This is a genomic window from Zobellella denitrificans (assembly GCF_002407485.1).
Lineage (GTDB): Bacteria > Pseudomonadota > Gammaproteobacteria > Enterobacterales > Aeromonadaceae > Oceanimonas > Oceanimonas denitrificans.
The window spans coordinates 1,634,890-1,652,243 of the sequence record NZ_CP012621.1 but is presented as its reverse complement, the minus strand read 5'-3'; the positions used below and the strand labels follow the sequence as shown (position 1 = coordinate 1,652,243).

At 67.1% G+C, this 17,354-nt stretch carries 17 protein-coding genes; 6 read left to right on the top strand and 11 right to left on the bottom strand.

Features of this window, described 5'->3' with window-relative positions; all coding sequences use genetic code 11:
• Positions 1-7 precede the first annotated feature (7 nt).
• The 3 genes from otnC to AN401_RS07890 form a co-directional block, all read right to left on the bottom strand.
• Positions 8-643 (bottom strand): 3-oxo-tetronate 4-phosphate decarboxylase, encoded by a 636-nt coding sequence (otnC, locus tag AN401_RS07900; protein WP_096779025.1) that lies wholly within the window; start codon positions 641-643, stop codon positions 8-10.
• Complete coding sequence (gene otnK, locus AN401_RS07895; protein WP_096779024.1) at positions 640-1,908, bottom strand: 3-oxo-tetronate kinase; 1,269 nt, start codon at positions 1,906-1,908, stop codon at positions 640-642. The genes otnC and otnK overlap by 4 nt, the downstream gene beginning before the upstream one ends.
• A 73-nt stretch (positions 1,909-1,981) precedes the next feature.
• Positions 1,982-3,052: an isocitrate/isopropylmalate dehydrogenase family protein gene (locus AN401_RS07890; protein ID WP_096779023.1), complete on the bottom strand. Its 1,071-nt coding sequence runs from the start codon at positions 3,050-3,052 to the stop codon at positions 1,982-1,984.
• Between the two features lie 249 nt (positions 3,053-3,301).
• Between AN401_RS07890 and rraA the strand changes: the two genes are divergently transcribed.
• The 5 genes from rraA to AN401_RS07865 all read left to right on the top strand — a co-directional run bounded on the left by rraA (position 3,302) and on the right by AN401_RS07865 (position 8,070).
• On the top strand, positions 3,302-3,784 hold the full coding sequence (rraA, locus tag AN401_RS07885; protein WP_096779022.1) for a ribonuclease E activity regulator RraA: 483 nt from the start codon (positions 3,302-3,304) through the stop codon (positions 3,782-3,784).
• 17 nt (positions 3,785-3,801) lie between these two features.
• Positions 3,802-4,470 carry an aspartate/glutamate racemase family protein gene (locus AN401_RS07880; RefSeq protein ID WP_096779021.1) on the top strand — a complete coding sequence of 223 codons (669 nt, stop codon included), beginning with the start codon at positions 3,802-3,804 and terminating at the stop codon, positions 4,468-4,470.
• 5 nt (positions 4,471-4,475) lie between these two features.
• Positions 4,476-5,243, top strand: coding sequence for a hydroxypyruvate isomerase family protein (locus tag AN401_RS07875; protein ID WP_096779020.1), 768 nt, complete (start codon positions 4,476-4,478; stop codon positions 5,241-5,243).
• A gap of 47 nt (positions 5,244-5,290) precedes the next feature.
• Positions 5,291-6,955 carry a methyl-accepting chemotaxis protein gene (locus AN401_RS07870; protein WP_198401843.1) on the top strand — a complete coding sequence of 555 codons (1,665 nt, stop codon included), beginning with the start codon at positions 5,291-5,293 and terminating at the stop codon, positions 6,953-6,955.
• 191 nt (positions 6,956-7,146) lie between these two features.
• Positions 7,147-8,070 (top strand): GntR family transcriptional regulator, encoded by a 924-nt coding sequence (locus tag AN401_RS07865; protein WP_096779018.1) that lies wholly within the window; start codon positions 7,147-7,149, stop codon positions 8,068-8,070.
• 161 nt (positions 8,071-8,231) lie between these two features.
• On the opposite strand, the gene AN401_RS07860 is transcribed toward AN401_RS07865, so the two are convergent.
• The 6 genes from AN401_RS07860 to iolE form a co-directional block, all read right to left on the bottom strand.
• Complete coding sequence (locus AN401_RS07860) at positions 8,232-9,506, bottom strand: lactonase family protein (protein ID WP_096779017.1); 1,275 nt, start codon at positions 9,504-9,506, stop codon at positions 8,232-8,234.
• Between the two features lie 163 nt (positions 9,507-9,669).
• Positions 9,670-10,593: a sugar ABC transporter substrate-binding protein gene (locus AN401_RS07855; protein ID WP_096779016.1), complete on the bottom strand. Its 924-nt coding sequence runs from the start codon at positions 10,591-10,593 to the stop codon at positions 9,670-9,672.
• A 92-nt stretch (positions 10,594-10,685) separates the two neighbouring features.
• On the bottom strand, positions 10,686-11,480 hold the full coding sequence (locus tag AN401_RS07850; RefSeq protein ID WP_096779015.1) for an SDR family oxidoreductase: 795 nt from the start codon (positions 11,478-11,480) through the stop codon (positions 10,686-10,688).
• The gene (iolG, locus tag AN401_RS07845) at positions 11,473-12,504 is read right to left on the bottom strand and encodes an inositol 2-dehydrogenase (protein WP_198401842.1); all 1,032 of its coding nucleotides are present in this window, start codon (positions 12,502-12,504) and stop codon (positions 11,473-11,475) included. Before iolG ends, AN401_RS07850 begins: the two co-directional genes overlap by 8 nt.
• Positions 12,505-12,506: 2 nt before the next feature.
• A complete protein-coding gene (locus AN401_RS07840; protein ID WP_096779014.1) occupies positions 12,507-13,682 on the bottom strand; it encodes a Gfo/Idh/MocA family protein in 1,176 nt (391 codons plus the stop codon).
• Between the two features lie 25 nt (positions 13,683-13,707).
• Positions 13,708-14,631, bottom strand: coding sequence for a myo-inosose-2 dehydratase (gene iolE, locus AN401_RS07835; RefSeq protein WP_198401841.1), 924 nt, complete (start codon positions 14,629-14,631; stop codon positions 13,708-13,710).
• A 132-nt stretch (positions 14,632-14,763) separates the two neighbouring features.
• Between iolE and AN401_RS07830 the strand changes: the two genes are divergently transcribed.
• Positions 14,764-15,792, top strand: coding sequence for a LacI family DNA-binding transcriptional regulator (locus tag AN401_RS07830; protein ID WP_096779013.1), 1,029 nt, complete (start codon positions 14,764-14,766; stop codon positions 15,790-15,792).
• 57 nt (positions 15,793-15,849) lie between these two features.
• On the opposite strand, the gene AN401_RS07825 is transcribed toward AN401_RS07830, so the two are convergent.
• Together AN401_RS07825 and AN401_RS19730 are read right to left on the bottom strand one after the other, a co-directional pair.
• Entirely contained in the window at positions 15,850-16,953 is a 1,104-nt protein-coding gene (locus tag AN401_RS07825) for a calcium/sodium antiporter (protein WP_096779012.1), read from the bottom strand.
• Positions 16,954-17,162: 209 nt separating this feature from the next.
• Entirely contained in the window at positions 17,163-17,312 is a 150-nt protein-coding gene (locus tag AN401_RS19730) for a hypothetical protein (protein WP_157772193.1), read from the bottom strand.
• Between the last annotated feature and the right edge of the window lie 42 nt (positions 17,313-17,354).

Genomic DNA, 17,354 nt, shown 5'->3' with positions numbered 1-17,354 from the left:
CGGCCTCCTAGCGCTTGGCGAAACGGCGTTGCAGATCGGCCACCTGCTCCGGCGTCAGGGTTTTGAACTTGTGCTGGAACAACAGCAGGAACAGCTGGGCCGTGGCTTCCAGTTCCTCGGTCGCATCCACCGCGGCATGCAGATCCGAGCCGGCCACGACGGGGCCGTGGTGGGCCAGCAGCATGGCATGGTGCCGGCCGGAAAAACGCCGCACCGCCTCGGCCAGGGCGGGGTCCCCGGGCGCGTAATAGGGCACCAGGGGCAGCTTGCCGACCCGCATGGCGTAGTAGGCGGTGATGGCCGGCAGCACGTCCTCCGGATCCAGCTGATCCAGCACCGACACCGCCACCGAATGGGTCGAGTGCAGGTGCACCACGGCGCCGCTGACCGGCCGCTCCTGGTACATGGCCAGGTGCAGCATGGCCTCCTTGGACGGCAGGTCGCCGCCGATATGGCGCCCCTGCCAGTCCAGCTTCGACAGCCGGGCCGGATCCAGCCGGCCCAGGGACGAGCCCGTCGGCGTCAGCAGCCAGCCATCGTTCAGCCGGACGCTGATGTTGCCCGTGCCGCCGTGGGTCAGGCCGCGGTCGTACATGGACTTGCCGAGCAGCACTATCTCTTCCCGTTGCTTGTGTTCGTTCATTCCACTCTCCCCAGGGCTTTCTCGAAAAAGTCGACGGAGCCGAAATTGCCCGATTTCAGCGCCAGCAGCAGGGGCCGGTCGCCCAGGGTCCGGGTCCAGGGCACCCCGGGATCGATGAGGGCGCCGATGCGCAGGGCGCGCACCTCCAGCGCCTTGACCACGGCGCCCGAGGTTTCGCCGCCGGCCACCACCAGCTTGCTCACGCCCAGCTCCCGTAGCCCCACCGCGATGCGGGACAGCGCCTGCTCGACCAGCTCCCCGGCCCGGGCCGCGCCCAGTTGCTCCTGGGCGGCCCTGACCTGCTCCGGCCGGGCACTGCCGTAGATCAGCACCGGCTCGCGGGCGACGAGGGGCGCGGCCCAGGCCAGCGCCTCCGCCACCAGATCCCGCCCCTCGGCCAGGTACCGCGGATCCAGCTGAAAGCTGGGCCTGTGGCGCTGCCAGTGCTCCACCTGGGCATTGGTCGCCAGCGAACAACTGCCGGACAGCACCGCCGACGGCCCTTCCAGCCCGGGCAGCTCACCGGCCTGCCGGTTATCGCCCAGCAGGCCCGCGCGGCGGAAGTTCTCCGCCAGGCCCAGCGCCACCCCCGAGCCCCCGGTGATCAGCCGGTGCCCGGCGGCGGCCTCGCCGATGGCCCGCAAATGCTGGTCGTCCAGGGCGTCGACGATGGCGTAGCCATGCCCCGCCTGTTCGAGCTGGTCGAAGGCGGCCCGGATGGCCGTCGCCCCGCGGGAGACGGTGCGCCAGGGCACCAGCCCCACCGGTCTCGCGGTCTGCTGCTGCAGCACCCGCACCAGGTTGGCGTCGGTCATGGGGGTCAGGGGGTGGTGGCGCATGCCGGATTCGCTCAGCAACAGGTCGCCGACGAAGAGGTAGCCCTGGTACAGGGTCCGCTGGTTGGCGGGAAAGGCCGGGCAGGCCAGGGCGAAGCGGCACTCCAGCGCGGCCAGCAGGGCATCCGCCACCGGCCCGATGTTGCCCTGGGGGGTGGAATCGAAGGTGGAGCAGTACTTGAAGAAAAACTGCCGGCAGCCGGCGGCCTTGAGCCAGTCCAGGGCGGCCAGCGAGTCCGCGACCGCCTCGCCGGCGGGCTGGGTGCGGGTTTTGAGGGCAATGACAATGGCGTCGATATCGGCGGGTACCGGCTCGCGCGGCACCCCGATCACCTGCAGCGTGCGCATGCCGCTGGCGACCAGGGTGCTGGCCAGATCCGTCCCGCCGGTAAAATCGTCGGCAATGCAGCCGAGCAAGGGTTTGTTCACCGTCTTCTCCTTTTTATGGACGGGCCGGCCTGAAGCCGGCCCGTCACGGGGTTCAATCCATGAGCCGGGTCCGTCAGCCGTTGATGACCTCGGCCACCGCCTCGCCGAAGGCGCGGCAACCGAGCCGGCCGCCGAGATCGGCGGTGCGGCGGGCGGGATCTTCCAGCACCCGGTCCACCGCCTGCTCCATGACCCGGGCCGCTTCCGACAGGGCTGGCTTGCCGTGGTGCTCGCCCATCCAGTCCAGCAGCATGGCCACCGACAGTATCATCGACACCGGGTTGGCCTTGTCCTGGCCGGCGATGTCGGGGGCGGAGCCGTGCTGGGCCTGGGCGCAGCAGTGGGTGTCGCTGGCCATCATGGAGCCGGCCAGGCCCAGGCTGCCGGACAGCTCGCTGGCCAGGTCGCTGATGATGTCGCCGTAGAAGTTGGTGGCCACCAGCACGTCGAAGCGCTCGGGGCTGCGCACCAGGTGGGCGGTGGAGGCGTCGACCAGCAGATCGTCGAGCGCCACCTCGGGGAAATCTCTGGCCACGTCGCGCACGCACTCCAGGAAGAGTCCGTCGGTCATGTGGAAGCTGTTCGACTTGTGGATGGCGGTGACCTTCTTGTTGCGCTTCATGGCCAGCTCGAACGCCCGGCGGGCGATGCGCTCGCTGCAGTGGCGGGTGATCTTGCGGGTGGACAGCGCCATGTCGGGGCTCGGCATCACCTCGCCCCAGCCGCGGGTCATGTTGCGATCCGGGTAAAAGCCCTCGGTGGCCTCGCGCATGATCACCAGGTCCATGCTCTTCCCTTCCTTCATGTTGGAGGCCAGGAAGGGACGGGTGCGGGCCGGGCGCACGTTGGCGTAGAGATCCAGCCCGATACGGAAGCCCGCCGACACATTGCGCCCGCCCTTTTCCGGCGAGGGGTAATCCGCGTGGGACTGGGTACCGAGGATGATGCCGTCGTAGGCCTTGGCTTTTTCCAGCACCTCGTCGCGCAGGGTGGTGCCGTATTGTTCGAGGCTCTTGAAGCCCACGTCGTCGTAATCGAACTGCAGGCCCAGGTTGAACTTGCCGTTCACCGCCTGCAGCACAGACATGGACGACTGGACAATCTCGGGGCCGATACCATCACAGGGAAGAACCAGAATTCGCATCACACTCTCCTAACATGGGTTGATCTCAGGCTGTCCATGACGGGGTCGATTGCCGCGGCGTCAAGCTCCGCGAATGACCCGGCGACCGTGGGACATCTGCCTGGTTGCACGTAAAAATGAAATGTTCATCACACAAACGGGAGATGGACTCCGTTCCACGCCACGAACATATTGCATTTTATTGCATGAAAATCCAATATAGGCAACTCTTTTAACGATTCGACCAACCGCAATGGCCCAGGAGGGAAAATGACATTCAACACCACGGATCTCTGTGACGAGCACGGCGACCAGGCGCGCGTAGTGGCGCTGCCCCTTATCGACTTCGGCGCCCGCGCCCGCTGCGCCGGCCCCGCCGTGACGGTGAAATGCTTCGAGGACAATTCGCGCATCAAGGCGCTGAGCAGGCAGCCAGGCGAAGGCCGGGTGCTGGTGGTCGACGGCGGCGGCAGCCACCGCTGCGCCCTGCTGGGCGACGTGATCGCGGAAGATCTGATGAACAACGGCTGGGCGGGCGTGATCATCAACGGCTGCATCCGCGACAAGGCGGCCCTCGCCGGGCTGGACATCGCCATCAAGGCGCTGGGCACCTCGCCGCGCAAGTCGGTCAAGCGGGACGAAGGCCAGGTCGGCCTGGCGGTGGACATCGGCAGCCAGTCCATCACCGACGGCGACCGGATCTACGCCGACGAAGACGGGGTTATCGTGCTCGATACCCCCGCCGGCCAGTAACCCCAGGAGCGATGACGATGACAGCACCCCGTATTTTTCTGATCCACGCCACCCCGGTCGCCGTGGAGCCCATCAACCAGGCCTTCGCCCGCCTTTGGCCCGAGGCGGAGCTGGCCAACCTGCTGGAAGACGCCCTGTCGCGGGATCTGGCCGCCGAGGGACGGCTCACCGCCGCGCTCAGGGGGCGTTTCCTGGAATTGGCCCGCTACGCCGACGGTGCCGGCGCGGACGGCATCCTGTTCACCTGCTCGGCCTTCGGCGAGGCCATCGAACAATGCCAGCAGGCCCTGTCCATCCCGGTGCTCAAGCCCAACCAGGCCATGATCGAGGAGGCCGTGGCCCAGGCCCGGCGCATCGCCATCCTGGCCAGCTTCGAGCCCTCCATCGGCTCGATGAGCGAGGAGTTCCATGCCCACGCGGCCGCCGTCGGCAAAGCGCTGGAACTCAGCGCCTTCGTCTGCCCCGAGGCCATGCAGGCGCTGCGGGCGGGGGATGCCCCGCGCCACGATGCCCTGCTGGCCGAGATGGCGGCTCGCATCGAAGGCGTCGACATCATCTGTTTCGCCCAGTTTTCCATGGTCTCGGCGCTGCCGGCCGTGCGTGCCGTCAGTGCCGTGCCCGTGCTCGCCACCACCGACAGCGCCGTGCTGGGGATGCGCCAGGCCCTCGCCGCCCGGAGGGGATAGCCGCCATGCTCAACTTCAGTGCCCACCTCGGTTTTCAGTTCACGGAAGTGCCTTTTGCGGCGCGCTTCGGCGCGGCGGCGGCGGCCGGCTACCGCGCCGTGGAGTTCCCCTCCCCCTATGAACAGGATGCCGGCGAGCTGGCCGAACTGCTCGCCCGCCACCAGCTGCAACTGGTGCAGTTCGCCACCCCCATGGGCGACGGCAAGGGGCTGGCGGCCCTGGCCGGGCGCAAGGAGGAATTTCGCGAAGGCCTGCACCAGGCCCTGCACTACGCCCGCCGCCTGGGCTGCCGCCGCCTGCACCTGATGTCCGGCTGCGCGGGGCCGGATGAGCCGGCCGACGCCACAACCTACCTGGACAACATCCGCTACGCGGTGGCGTTTCTCGCCGATCAGGGCATCCAGAGCCTGATCGAGGTGATCGGCGAGGCCAGCGCCCCCGGCTACTTCATGAGCCGGTTCGAGCGGGCCGAGTGGCTGTTCGACGCCGTCGACTCCCCCGGCCTGGGGCTGATCTTCGACAGCTACCACGCCAGCCGGCTGGGCGGCGATCCCCTCGCCCTGCTGGACGCCTGGTGGCCGCGCCTGGGCCATGTGCAGGTGGCCGACGACCCGGGCCGGCACGAGCCCGGCACCGGCCGCCTGGACTTTCCCGCCCTGTTCGCCCTGCTGGAGCGGCGCGGCTACCCAGGCTGGATCGGCTGCGAATACCACCCGCACAACGGCACGGAAGCCGGACTGGGCTGGCTCGCGGCCTATATGGCTGGCCGATGATACCTATGACAGGGAAGTATCCACCCATCAAACTAATGGAGCGGCTTGTGCATTTGCTACGACAACTCAGGATTGCCCATCGGGCCCTGCTCGGCTTTGCCATCATCGCTCTGCTCGGCATGCTGCTGGGCACCTTCGCCCTGGTGCAGATGGACCGGCTGCAGCGGCATGGGCTGGATATCAAGGACAACTGGCTGCAACGGGTGAGCCTGCTCGCCAATGCCGACAGCGCCCTCAACCGCTACCGCATGGGCGCCATGCTGCATATCCTCTCCCCGCGGGAGGAGGAAATGGCGTTATACGAAGGCGACACGGCCCGCCAGTTGAGCCGGCTGCGGCGCCTGATGACGGACTACGCCGCCCTGCTGCAGGACGAGCGGGAGGTCGCGCAGTTGGCCGCCTTTACCACCAGCCTGAACACCTACGAGCAGATCAGCCGGGAGCTGCTGGCCCTGTCCCGCGGCGGCGACAAGGAAGGCGCCGCCCTTTACCTGCTGCTGGTCCGGGACGCCTATGACCAGATGGCGGGCGTTTTCCAGACCCTGGCGACGGCCGCCCAGACCGGTGCCGACGGGGCCGGTGAGCGTTCGCACCTGGCGTTTCGGGATGCCTTCAACGGCGTCCTGGCGGTGGTGCTGCTGAGTTGCGCCGGCACCCTGGTAGTGGCCTGGCTGCTGATCCGCAGCATCGTCCAGCCGCTGCGCGAGGCGGCCGACATCGCCGGCGTGGTCGCCGCCGGGGATCTGACCCGGCCCATCGACCAGAGCGGACGCGATGAGGCAGCCTTCCTGTTGCGGGCACTGGGCAAGATGCAGCAGAGCCTGCTCCATGCCCTGCAACAGCTGGCCGGCACCTCTACCAGGCTCGCCGTTTCCGCAGACCAGTTGCAATCCGCGACGGATGAAAGCAGCGACGACCTGCAGCAACAGCACCGGGAGATCGGTTCGGCGGCGTCCGCGGTCACCGAGCTGACCGCCACCGTCGAGCGGGTGGCCCATCACGCTCAGCAGACCCTGGCGCTGTCGGAGGACTCCCGCGCGCTGGCCGACCAGGGGCGGCGCAGCATGGACGGCACCCTGGCCGCCATCAGCGCCCTGAACGGGGATCTGCAGGCCAGCCACCGCCATGTGGAGCAACTGGCCGCCCAGGCCCAGGACATCGGCAAGGTGCTGGACGTGATCAACCACATCGCCGAGCAGACCAACCTGCTCGCCCTCAACGCCGCCATCGAGGCGGCCCGCGCCGGCGACCGCGGCCGGGGGTTCGCCGTGGTGGCGGACGAGGTGCGGGCCCTGGCGCAACGCACCGCCCATTCGACCGGGGAGATAGAAGGGATGATCAGCCGGATCCAGGGAAGTACCGGCGCGGCGGTGGAGCTGATGCGCAACAGCAGCGAAAAGACCCACCACAGCCTGGAGCTGGCCGCCCATACCCAGCAACTGCTGGCACGGATCCTCACCGCCAGCGACGACATCAACACCAACAACCGCCTGATCACCGAGGCCGTGGTGGCCCAGGTGCAGACGGCCAGCGCGGTGGAGCACAACCTGGACAATCTCCGCCAGCTGTCCAGCCGCTCGGCGCAGGGGGCGGCCCAGACCCGGGAGGCGGCGCAGGGCCTCGCCGCCCTGGCGGCCGACATGAACGGCATGGTCGGGCAGTTCAGCATCCGGGTTCCCGATACCCCGGGCACGGGGCGCGGCGCGGGATGACGATGGCGGTTCGACGCCGCGCCGGACTCGCAAGTGCATGTCCATCAGTCACTTGGCCCTGCTTTGTTGCCGGGCCGGCTGGTGTTCGCTCCCCTTTTTGGCAATAATGGCCGGGCGCCAACGGACGCAGCTAGCGCCCCCCGCAGGACGACGCCGTCCCACCTTTTCCTTCAACGCCAAGTAACCGGATTATGAGCTCAAGCACCCTAGTACAACGCATCGTCGCCACCATCAAACAGAGGATACAGCTGGGCGAGCTGGGTGTGGGCAGCCACCTCAGCGGTCAGAAAGTGGCCGACGACTTCCAGGTATCGCGCTCCCCCGCCCGCGAGGCGCTGATGGTGCTGGCCGAGCAAGGCTATCTGGAGCAGTTGCCCAACCGGGGCTTTTTTGTCATCGATCCGCCCGTTGAACCCCTGGCGGACAAGGACAGGGTCGTCTCCCTGGAAGAGCCGGAAGAGTACTACCGGATGGCGGAAGACTGGCTCAACGACGCCATTCCCGAAGAGGTGACCGAGCAGTTCCTGCGCCAGCGCTACCACCTGACCAAGGTGCAGGTGATCGACATCCTGAACCTGGCGTCGCGGGTCGGCTGGGCGGAGCAGAAACCGGGCTATGGCTGGCGTTTCCTGAACGTGGCCAAGACTCCGGAAACCCTGGAGCAGATCTACAAGGTGCGTTCGCTGATCGAGCCCGCCGCCCTGCTGGAGCCCGGCTACCGGCACGATCCCGAGAAACTGAAAAAGCTGAAAAAAGACCAGCAGGAACTGCTCGACGGCGGCATCGAAACCCTGCCCGCGGACGTGCTGATCAAGACGGGGGTGCACTTCCACGAGGAGTTCATCAAGCTGTCCGGCAATCCCATCTACCACATGATACTGGTGCAGCTCAACAAGATGCGCCGGCTGCTGGAATACCGGGCCATGGTCAACCGCCAGCGGATGTACCGCCAGTGCAAGGAGCATGTGCAGATGATCGAGCTGGTGGAGCGGGGCGACAACCTGGAAGCGGCCCACCTGATGCGCCGCCACCTGAGCGGCTCCTTCGCCGAAAAATCGCCTATCCTGCAGCTGCGCGAGGAATACCTGGCGGAAATCAGCGAAAAGGGCAAATAAGGCCGGGTAGCCCGACGGTAGGGTCGTGCCCCGCCATCCGTCGAAAGCCCCAACCGTAGGGTCCACTTCAGTGGACCACCCCACCACAGGTGCGGTGGTTTGATCGAATAATTCGACCCTACGGGTGGGATCGTGTCGTGTTCGGTCGAATAAATTCGATCCTACAAGGCGGGCCCGGGGATAATATCCATCCACAGCAGCCAGCGCCCGGCATCGTCGATATCGTATTTCCGTACAAAGCTCAGGGTGCCGTCCGGTGCAATGCGGAATACGGCGAAATTGGCGGGCACCCACACCAGCTCGTCGCCCTGCTCCACCCACAGGCTCTTCTGGTTGGCCACCACCAACCATTGGCCGCTGGGATCGACCTTGAAGGTGCGCGCCTCTATCCCTTGGGTGTCCAGATGCTGGACAAGCTCGGGCTCGCCGCTGTGCGGATCGATCCGGAACACCGCCATGGTGTTCTCGCCGCCGGCCAGCACCTTCTTGTCGCCCACCACCTTCTCCCCATCGGCGCGGTTGGCCACGTAGAGATAGCGGCCGTTGGGGTGGAACTGCAGCACACCGCCCTTCTGGCGATGGCGGTGCTCGTTGGCCATGTCGCGCAGCGCTTCCTTGCGGTACAAAGGCTCCGGTGCCAGGGTGCCGCCCGCGGTGAGCGGATACATGAACAACTTGCTGCCCCTCTCTATCGCCACATAAACCCAGGGCTGGGTAGGATGGAAGGCGAGATGGCGCGGCCCCAGCCCGGGCGCCATCTCCACCCGGGACAAGGGGGTCAGTTGCCCCTGCTCGAAGCGGAAGCTGTTGATGCTGCCCGGCTCCTCCGCCCGCTCGCCGATGGCGTCATTGCCCCGGGCCAGGGCGACGACGGTGCCGTTGTCCGGCGTGACCATCACCTGATGGGTGAAAATACCGGCATCCGGCGCCGTGGCCTGGGCCACCTGCGGGCCTATGCCGCCCTCCTCGTCGATTTTGTGCACACTCAGGGTACCGGACTGGTTGAAGGCGGTCAGCGCGTACTCGCCGCCGTGATCCAGGGTAAGGTGGATGGGCCGCTCCGGCAGCACTGCCGACTCCCCCCAGGGAGTCAGGCTGCCGCTGTGCGCGTCGATGCGAAAGGCCCCGAGCAGGTGGGTATCGCCGCTGGCCCCCAGGGTGCCGGAGCCGGCGTTGCTGGAGACGGTATAGAGGAAGCGGCCCTCCCGGTCGGCCACGGCAAATTGCAGGTTGGCCGGCAGCAGGACCGGCTGCCCCCTCGCGGCCAGGGTTCCGGTCCGGGTATCCAGGGAATAATGCAGCAGTTGCTCGCCCAGGCTGGCGTAAAGGGTCATGGCATCCTCTTGGGTTGTCGGTTGCTGGGCCTGCAGGCCCGGCGCCGGCGACGCCAGCACCGAGCCCAGCAAAACCGCCGGCAGTGTCTTGGTCAGTGTCATCACAAATATCCTTATCTGAATTTTTACACTTATAAATGCAGAAGGGTTAATAACACCGATTTTGCACTTTTAAAACAAAAAATACACCTTGCCGTAATAATGGCGAGACCGCCGGGGATTGGGCGTGGAAATGACATCGGGCCCCGCACGGGGCCCGTTTTACTCAGTTGCGTCCTACGTAGTCCTTGTAATTGTCGGTGGTGACCAGTTCGAAGGGGATCATGATCTCCTTCTCCACCGCTTCGCCCCTGGCCATCCTGATCGCGGTGTCGATGGCGGCCGTGCCCTGGCCCTTGGCGTCCTGGAACACGGTCACGCCCAGCATGCCCCGGTCCAAAAAGGCCAGGCCGTCGGGGGTGGCGTCCACGCCGCCGACGATCACCTTCTTCACCCGGGACGGACCCAGGGACATGATGGCGCCGATGGCCATTTCGTCGTTGTTGGCGACGATGGCGTCGATCTCGTAGCCGGACAGCAGCCAGTTGCTGGTGACGTCCATGCCTTCCTTGCGGGTCCACCGGCCGGTTTCCTTGGCGATGATCCTGATGTCCGGGTATTTGGCCGCCACTTCCTCCACCCCGTTGGTGCGGTCGCGGGCCGACTCATGGGCCAGTTCGCCCATCAGGATGGCCACGTTGCCCTTGCCGCCCAGCTGCTCGGCGACGTATTCCATCTGCAGCACCCCGGCCACCTTGGAGTCGGAGCCCACGTAGCTGATGCCATCGGGCAGCGCGACCTCGGGCTTGAGGTTGACGAACACCATGGGGATGCCGGCCTCCTGCACCCGCTTGATGACGGGCGCCACCGCCTGGGTGTCCACCGGGTTGACGATGATGGCATCCAGCTTCTGGTTGACGAAGCTCTCCACCTGCTGCAGTTGCTGGCCCACGTCGGTCTTGGCATCCTCGAACTGGACCTCGACCCCCTCCAGCTCGGCCACCTTCGCCTGCATGGCCTGGCGGATCAGGGTCAGGAAGTTGTTGTCGAACTGGGCCATGGCCACCCCGATGCGGATGTTGTCGGCCTGGGCGCCGAACGGCAGGGTGGCGGCCAGGACGGAAGCCAGTGTCAGTTTCTTGAGTTTCATGGTGTTACTCCTTGTAGCAAAGCGAAGGTTCATCGGTCGTTCTCCCTGTTTTGACCTCGGCCGCGCCGCCGCGCACGGCGGCGCGGCCGGCCTTATTCCGGATAGGCGCCGGGGATGTTCTGGTCGTAGTCGATCAGCGCGCCGGTCATCACGCCGGCGTCATCGCTCAGCAGGTAGCTCGCCAGCTTGGCGAGTTGGTGCGGCTTGGCCAGTTGCCCCATCGGCTGCCCGGCCTCGGCCCGTTCCAGCCAACCGTCGGTGGCACCGTGAAAGCGGCGCTGGGTGGCATCCTCTCCCGGGGTGTCCATCCAGCCCGGCAGTATGGCGTTGCAGTGAATGCGATCGAAGCGGTAGGCGTTGGCCACGTTCTTGGTGAGGGTGGCAAAGGCTCCCTTCGACCCCGAATAGGGCGCCAGGTAGGACTGGCCGCAGTGGGCGCAGTTCGACAGTATGTTGACGATATGGCCGCCGCCGCCCTGGGCCAGACGGTGCCGGACGAAGCCCTGCATCAGGAAGAAGGGCGCCCGGGCATTGGTGTCGAACATCTGGTCCCAGAGTTCCACCGAGGTGTCCACCAGGGTGCCGCGGGCCCCCAGGGCGGCGGCGTTCACCAGGGCGGTGACGGTGCCGAACTCGGCCACGGCGCTGTCGATAAGCCCCAGGCAGGCGTCGGTGTCCTGCAGATCCAGCGGCACGAAACGCACGCTGCAGCCCAGCCCGGACAGCTCCGCCACCGCCGTTTCCCCCTTGGCCGCGTCCCGGCCGGCCAGCACCAGCCGACGGCAGCCTTCTGCCGCCAGTTGCCGGGCGATGGCCAGGCCCACGCCCTGGGCGCCGCCGGTGATCACCGCCACCGTGTCGGCGTGTCGTTGATTGCGATCAGACATGGTCGAACTCCTGGTCGGGGCCGGTCAGGTGGATGGTTTTCCCCAGCTTGAGGGAAAGGGTGGCGGCTTCGGCCAGATAGGCCGCCATCAGGCCGTCGTAGGCGTTGACCGGCATGTCCCGGCCCTCGCGGGCGCAGTCCAGGAACAGCCGGATCTCGGCGGCGTAGCTCTCGCCGTAGCGCTCCATAAAGAACTCCAGGATCGGCGCCGGGGTGCCCGGATAGCCGGGCCGGTAGCGGGTCAGCCCCGATTGCCGCGGGTTGTCGGAGACAACCATGCCGTCGGCGCCGAAGGCCTCGATGCGCTGATCGAAGCCGAAGGCGCAGCGCCGCGAGTTGAGGATGGTGACGATGGCGCCGTCCTCCGCCAGCAGGGTGACGCTGGCGGTATCGATGTCGCCCAGCTTGCCGATTTCGGGATCGACGATGGAAGAGCCATGGGCGGTAACGCTGACCAGCTCCTGGCGGAGAATGCCCCGCGCCATGTCGAAGTCGTGGATCATCATGTCCCGGAACAGGCCGCCGGAGCGGGGCACGTATTCCAGCGGCGGCGGCAGCGGGTCGCGGCTGGTGATGGTCAGCTGCTCCAGGCGGCCGATGTCGCCGGCGTGCACCGCCTCGCGCAGGCCGGCATGGCCCCGGTCGAAGCGACGGTTGAACCCGAGGAAAACCTGGCGCGCGGCCTGGTCGCCGATGGCGGCGATGCAGCGCCTGGTGGCTGCCAGGCTGCTGGCCAGCGGCTTCTCGCACAGTACCGGCTTGCCCGCGTTCACCGCCTCGATCACCAGCTCCACATGGGTGTCCGACGAGGTGGCGATCACCACCGCATCCACCCCGGCGTGGTGGATCGCCGCCGCCGCCGAGGGCGCCACCGCCGCCCCGGTGCGCGACGCCAGCGCGTCGGCCACCCGGGTGACGGGGTCGTACACCGCCACCAGCCGGGCTCCCGCCGCGGCCATGGCGGCGGCGTGTACCTGTCCCATCCGTCCTGCGCCGAGCAGCGCAATGCCTGTCAGTCGTGTCATGATCATTCCCTCCCTACCTGAATTCGTGCGCCGGTGTGAGCGGAACGCACCATGCTGTCTATGATCTGCTGATTCTCCAGCCCGAAGCGGAAATCGGGGAAGCAGTCGCCCTCCCCGGCGATGCCGCGGATCAGGTCGTACACCTCTATCACCTTTACATCGAAATAGCCCAGGCCGCCGCCGGCGAAATCGAAGCCGAAGAAACCGTTGAACTGCTCCACCTGGGAGCCCGCCAGCAGGGTCTTGAAGCCCCGGTCGTGCTTGGCGTCGCGGTAGCGGGCGATCTTCAACTCGTTGAAGCGCTCCCCGTCCATCACGATGGTGCCTTCGGTGCCCGATACCTCCCAGCTGATGCCGAAGATCTTGCCGGCCGCGATGCGCGACGCCTCTATGGTGCCCCCGGCGCCGTTGTTGAAGTGCACCAGCGCCTGGAACTGATCTTCGTTTTCCACCGCCAGCCGGGCGCCGCCGTCCTCCGCGCGGGCGCCGTAGCCCGAGCCGCCGCCCGGCGCCGGCCGGGTGGTGATAAAGGTCTGCTCCTGCCCCACCACGCTGTCGATGGGCCCCATCAGGAACTGGGCCACGCTGATCACATGGGAGCCGAGATCGCCCAGGGCGCCGGAGCCGGCCTCACGGCGCGAGCAGCGCCAGCTCCAGGGCAGGTCGGGATCGTTGAAGAAGCCCTGGTCGAACCAGCCCCGGAAGCGGGTGGGCGTGCCAATGTCGCCCCGCTCGATCAGCTGGCGGGCCAGCAGCGCCGCCGGGGTCTTGATGTTGTTGAAGGCCACCATGGTCTTGACCCCGGCCTGTTCCGCCGCCTCGGCCAGGGCCCGGGCGTCGTCCAGCGACACCGTCAGCGGCTTCTCGCAATAGACGTGCTTGCCGGCCTGGATGGCCGCCATCGCCATCTCGAAGTGCATCGCGTTGGGGGTGGTGATGTCCACCAGATCGATCTCCGGATCCTTGACCAGGGCGCGCCAGTCGGCGGTGGCATGGGCAAAGCCGAAGCGGCGGGCGGCGGCGTCCGCCAGCTCCTGGCCGGCGTCGGCCAGGGTGTGCAGCACCGGCACCAGGGGCAGGTCGCGGTACAGCAGGGCGGCGCGGCGATAGGCGTCGGCATGGGCCTGGCCCATGAAGCCCGAGCCGATCAGGCCGATGTTGAGGGGTTTGAGTGCCATCTTGTTTTCTCCTTTACTGCCCGGCTCAGCGGGCGGGGGGCAATATATTGCGGGTAACGAAGTCGAAGGCCCGGGCCACGGTCGGCGCCGGCGGGGCCTTGGCGGGATCCTGCTCGGCCTCCACCACCAGCCAGCCGCGATAGCCGCCGTCAGCCAGGAACCGGGCCAGGGGGCCGTAGTCGATGATGCCGTCGCCCGGCACCGTGAAGATGCCGTTGCGCACCGCGTCGTTGAAGCTCAGATCCCCCTCCCGCACCGCGTCCAGCACCTCGCCGCGCACGTCCTTGAGGTGGATGTGGTTGATGCGCGGGCCGAACTCCTCCAGCAGCCAGGTGTAATCGAAGCCGGCGGCCACGGCGTGGCCGGTGTCGAGCAGCAGGCCCACCGCCGGGCCGGTGGCGGCCATGAGCGTGCGCACCTCGCGCAGGGTTTCCGCCACCATCATCAGGTGATGGTGATAGGCCAGGGCCAGGCCGTATTCCTGCCGCAGCCGCTCGGCAAAGCGGGTCAGCCGCTCGCCATAGGCCGCCATGGCTTCGTTCGACAACTGCAGGCGGCGGGACATGGGCACGTCCAGGGCCTGCTCGGCCATGACGCCGCATTCGCCGTACACCATGACGCCGACGCCGCTGTCCCGCAGCAGGGCGGCGTGCTCCCGCACCGCGGCCAGCTCTTCCTCGACGCCGCGCTCGGCCAGAAAACCGCTGTACCAGCCGGAGATCAGCCGCAAGCCGTGGCCGCCCAGCAGCCCGGTCAGGGCCCCCGCCTCGCGCGGGAACAGGCGGCTCATCTCCACCCCGGCGTAGCCGGCGGCGGCAGCCTGGGCCAGGCAGGTGTCGGCACTGGTGCCGCGCCCGTACTCCTCCAGCACCTCGTTCACCCAGGACAGGGGGCTGACGCCCAACCGGATCCTGGCCTCTTGCTTGTTTGCATGCTCCTCGTTCGACACGACGCGCTCCTTGGTGTCCGATGTTAATGACTTGTTGGTAAATTAAGGGATACCTCCCCCCTTCACCACTTGTCATTTGAAGGAAAACCTTCAAGAATTGACGTCAAACCTTCAGACAGCAAAAGGAGCGCCATGAACAGGAAAACCTCGTTGAACCAGATTGCCGAGGCCGCCGGCGTCAGCCTCAGCACGGTGGACCGGGTGCTGAACCGGCGCGGGGGCGTGTCACCCGACAAGGAAGCCAGGGTGCTGGAATGGGCCAACCGGCTGCACCTGGACCGGGTGCTGTTTCGCGGCTACCTCAGGGTGCTGCGGGTGGCGGTGGTGATGCAGTCGCCGAAAAACCCCTTCTACCGGGGCCTGCGCGACGCCTTTACCGACATCACGGCGGCCATGCCGGACATGCGCATCAACTGCTTTCTGCACTACGTCGAGGTCACCGACGCCGCCGCCACCACCCGCAAGATCAACCAGATAGCGGAAAGTTACGACGCCCTGATCGTGGTCTGCCCGGACGACCCTCAACTGTCGGACGCGCTCCGGCGGATCTCGGCGCGCATGCCCATCCTGACCCTGGTGACCGATCTGCCGGACAGCGGCCGGATCGCCTACGTGGGGCCCGACAACCGGCAGACCGGCCGGGTGGCGGGCGAACTGATGGGCCGTTTTCTCGGCCCGGCGGGCGGGGAGCTGCTGATCCTGCTCGGCATGCACCGCATCATCGGCCACGAGGAGCGGGAAATGGGCTTTAGATCCGTGCTGCGGGAGCGGTTTCCCGCCTGCGCCATCGTCGACTCCCTCGAGAGCGGCGAGGATCAGGCGCGGGCCGGCGAGGTCGTCTACCGGGCGCTGCGCCGGCACCCGGGGGTGCGGGGCATCTACAACGTGTCGGCGGGCAACACCGCCATCGCCGGCACCATCCGCACCCTGGGCCTGGCGCAGCACGTGGTGCTCATCACCCACGAACTGACCCCGGAGCGGCGCGCCATGCTGCGGGAAGGCGTTATCGACGCCATCATCGATCAGGATCCCAAGGCCGAGGTACGGCGGGCACTGGAGGTGCTGGGGCGGCATTTCAACCGCACCGAGACCGAGGTGCGGCTGGAGGAGCCCACCCCCTTCAATATCTTTATCCGCGAGAACTGCCCGCCGGCCTGGTAGAGGGTGGCCTCCCCCTGCCCCGGCGGGCACGATGACGCCGCATAGTGCAAGAAGGGATCAGGGTGCTCGGTTATCACGGGCCTCGGCGGGCTCCGCTCCCCGCCGTCGGCGCCACAGATCCCGCCCCAGGGTGGCGGCCACGTAGAGCACCACCAGCGGGATCAGCCCGTAGACGATGCCCGCGCCGAGCCGGGGCAGGTAGCTGGCGGCCAGGGTCAGCGCCACCATGTACCACACATAGGCCAGGTACAGGACGAGGAAGAGCAGCCCTTCGAAGCGGGTGAGCCTGGCACCCACGAAGAACAGCGGCAGGCACAGCACCGCCACCCCCAGCATCACCGGCATGTCCAGGCTGGCCAGTTGGGTACCGGCCAGCAGCGGCGCCGGCGAGACCAGGCCAGAGAGGCCGAGCACGCACAGGATGTTGAACACATTGCTGCCCACCACGTTGCCGATGGCGATATCCCGCTGCCCCTTGAGGGTGGCGATCACCGAGGTCATCACCTCCGGCAGGGAGGTACCGGCGGCGACGATGGTCAGCCCGATCACCGCCTCGCTCACCCCGAAAGACGCGGCGATCTGCACCGCGCTCTGCACCAGCCAGCGCGCGCCCGCCACCAGCAGCACCAGGCCGCCCGCCACCAGCAGCAGGTTCTGCCAGGCGGGCACGGGCCGGCGTATCAGCTCGTCGACCTCCTCGTCCGCCGTGTCCATGCCCTGCCGTCGGCCCTGCACGAACAGGAAGGCGGTGTAGCCGAGCAGGCCGGTGAACAGCAGCACCGCCTCGCCCCGGCCCAGGGTGCCGTCCCAGGCCATCAGCACGGCCACCACCGATACCAGTATCATGATGGGCACATCCTGGCGGATCAGCTGCTTCGACACCACCAGGGGCGAGATCAGCGCCGCCAGGCCGAGGATGAACAGCACGTTGAAGATGTTGCTGCCCACCACGTTGGCGATGGCCAGCTCCGCCTGGCCGGCCCAGGCGGACTTGACGCTCACCGCCAGCTCCGGCGCGCTGGTGCCGAAGGCCACCACGGTCAGGCCGATCACCAGGGCCGGCACCCCCAGGCTGGCGGCCAGCCGGGCCGCCCCCCGCACCAGGAGATCGGCGCCCAGGATCAGCAGCAGCAATCCCGTTATCAGCATCAACCAGGTCATCGCCTTGCCTCCTAAGGCACCGTATAGTTTAAAAATCAGGCAGCCCGGCTCTGCGTAGCTGCCGATTTGTGCCGCTGTAGCCGTCGCTTCAGCCGACGGGAAGACGGCGCCCAATTTCCACACCCCACGCCGTTGGCAGGTTTGCGCCACGTAAACGGGCGCCTACAGGTAAAACATCGTACTGCTCACGTTTTAAACTGATCGGTGCTCTAAGGCAGCAAATCCAGTTCCTTGCGCATTTGTTCGGCGGTGGGCCGCAGCAGGGCCAGGAAGGTGCTGAACGAGATGAACGGGGCCCGGCCCAGGGTGGTGGTGAAACTGTCGTTGATCAACGCCGCCACCGCCTTGAGCCCGGCCACCTTAGGCGCTGGGAAGGATTAAGGGGGCCTCCTATTACGCTC

Coding starts and splice junctions, on each gene's coding strand:
- AN401_RS07855 (WP_096779016.1), bottom strand. CDS start 10,593: ATGAAACTCAAGAAACTGACACTGGCTTCCGTCCTGGCCGCCACCCTG.
- AN401_RS07850 (WP_096779015.1), bottom strand. CDS start 11,480: ATGTCTGATCGCAATCAACGACACGCCGACACGGTGGCGGTGATCACC.
- AN401_RS07890 (WP_096779023.1), bottom strand. CDS start 3,052: ATGCGAATTCTGGTTCTTCCCTGTGATGGTATCGGCCCCGAGATTGTC.
- AN401_RS07860 (WP_096779017.1), bottom strand. CDS start 9,506: ATGACACTGACCAAGACACTGCCGGCGGTTTTGCTGGGCTCGGTGCTG.
- AN401_RS07865 (WP_096779018.1), top strand. CDS start 7,147: ATGAGCTCAAGCACCCTAGTACAACGCATCGTCGCCACCATCAAACAG.
- AN401_RS07830 (WP_096779013.1), top strand. CDS start 14,764: ATGAACAGGAAAACCTCGTTGAACCAGATTGCCGAGGCCGCCGGCGTC.
- AN401_RS07875 (WP_096779020.1), top strand. CDS start 4,476: ATGCTCAACTTCAGTGCCCACCTCGGTTTTCAGTTCACGGAAGTGCCT.
- AN401_RS07840 (WP_096779014.1), bottom strand. CDS start 13,682: ATGGCACTCAAACCCCTCAACATCGGCCTGATCGGCTCGGGCTTCATG.
- rraA (WP_096779022.1), top strand. CDS start 3,302: ATGACATTCAACACCACGGATCTCTGTGACGAGCACGGCGACCAGGCG.
- iolG (WP_198401842.1), bottom strand. CDS start 12,504: ATGACACGACTGACAGGCATTGCGCTGCTCGGCGCAGGACGGATGGGA.
- AN401_RS07880 (WP_096779021.1), top strand. CDS start 3,802: ATGACAGCACCCCGTATTTTTCTGATCCACGCCACCCCGGTCGCCGTG.
- otnC (WP_096779025.1), bottom strand. CDS start 643: ATGAACGAACACAAGCAACGGGAAGAGATAGTGCTGCTCGGCAAGTCC.
- AN401_RS07825 (WP_096779012.1), bottom strand. CDS start 16,953: ATGACCTGGTTGATGCTGATAACGGGATTGCTGCTGCTGATCCTGGGC.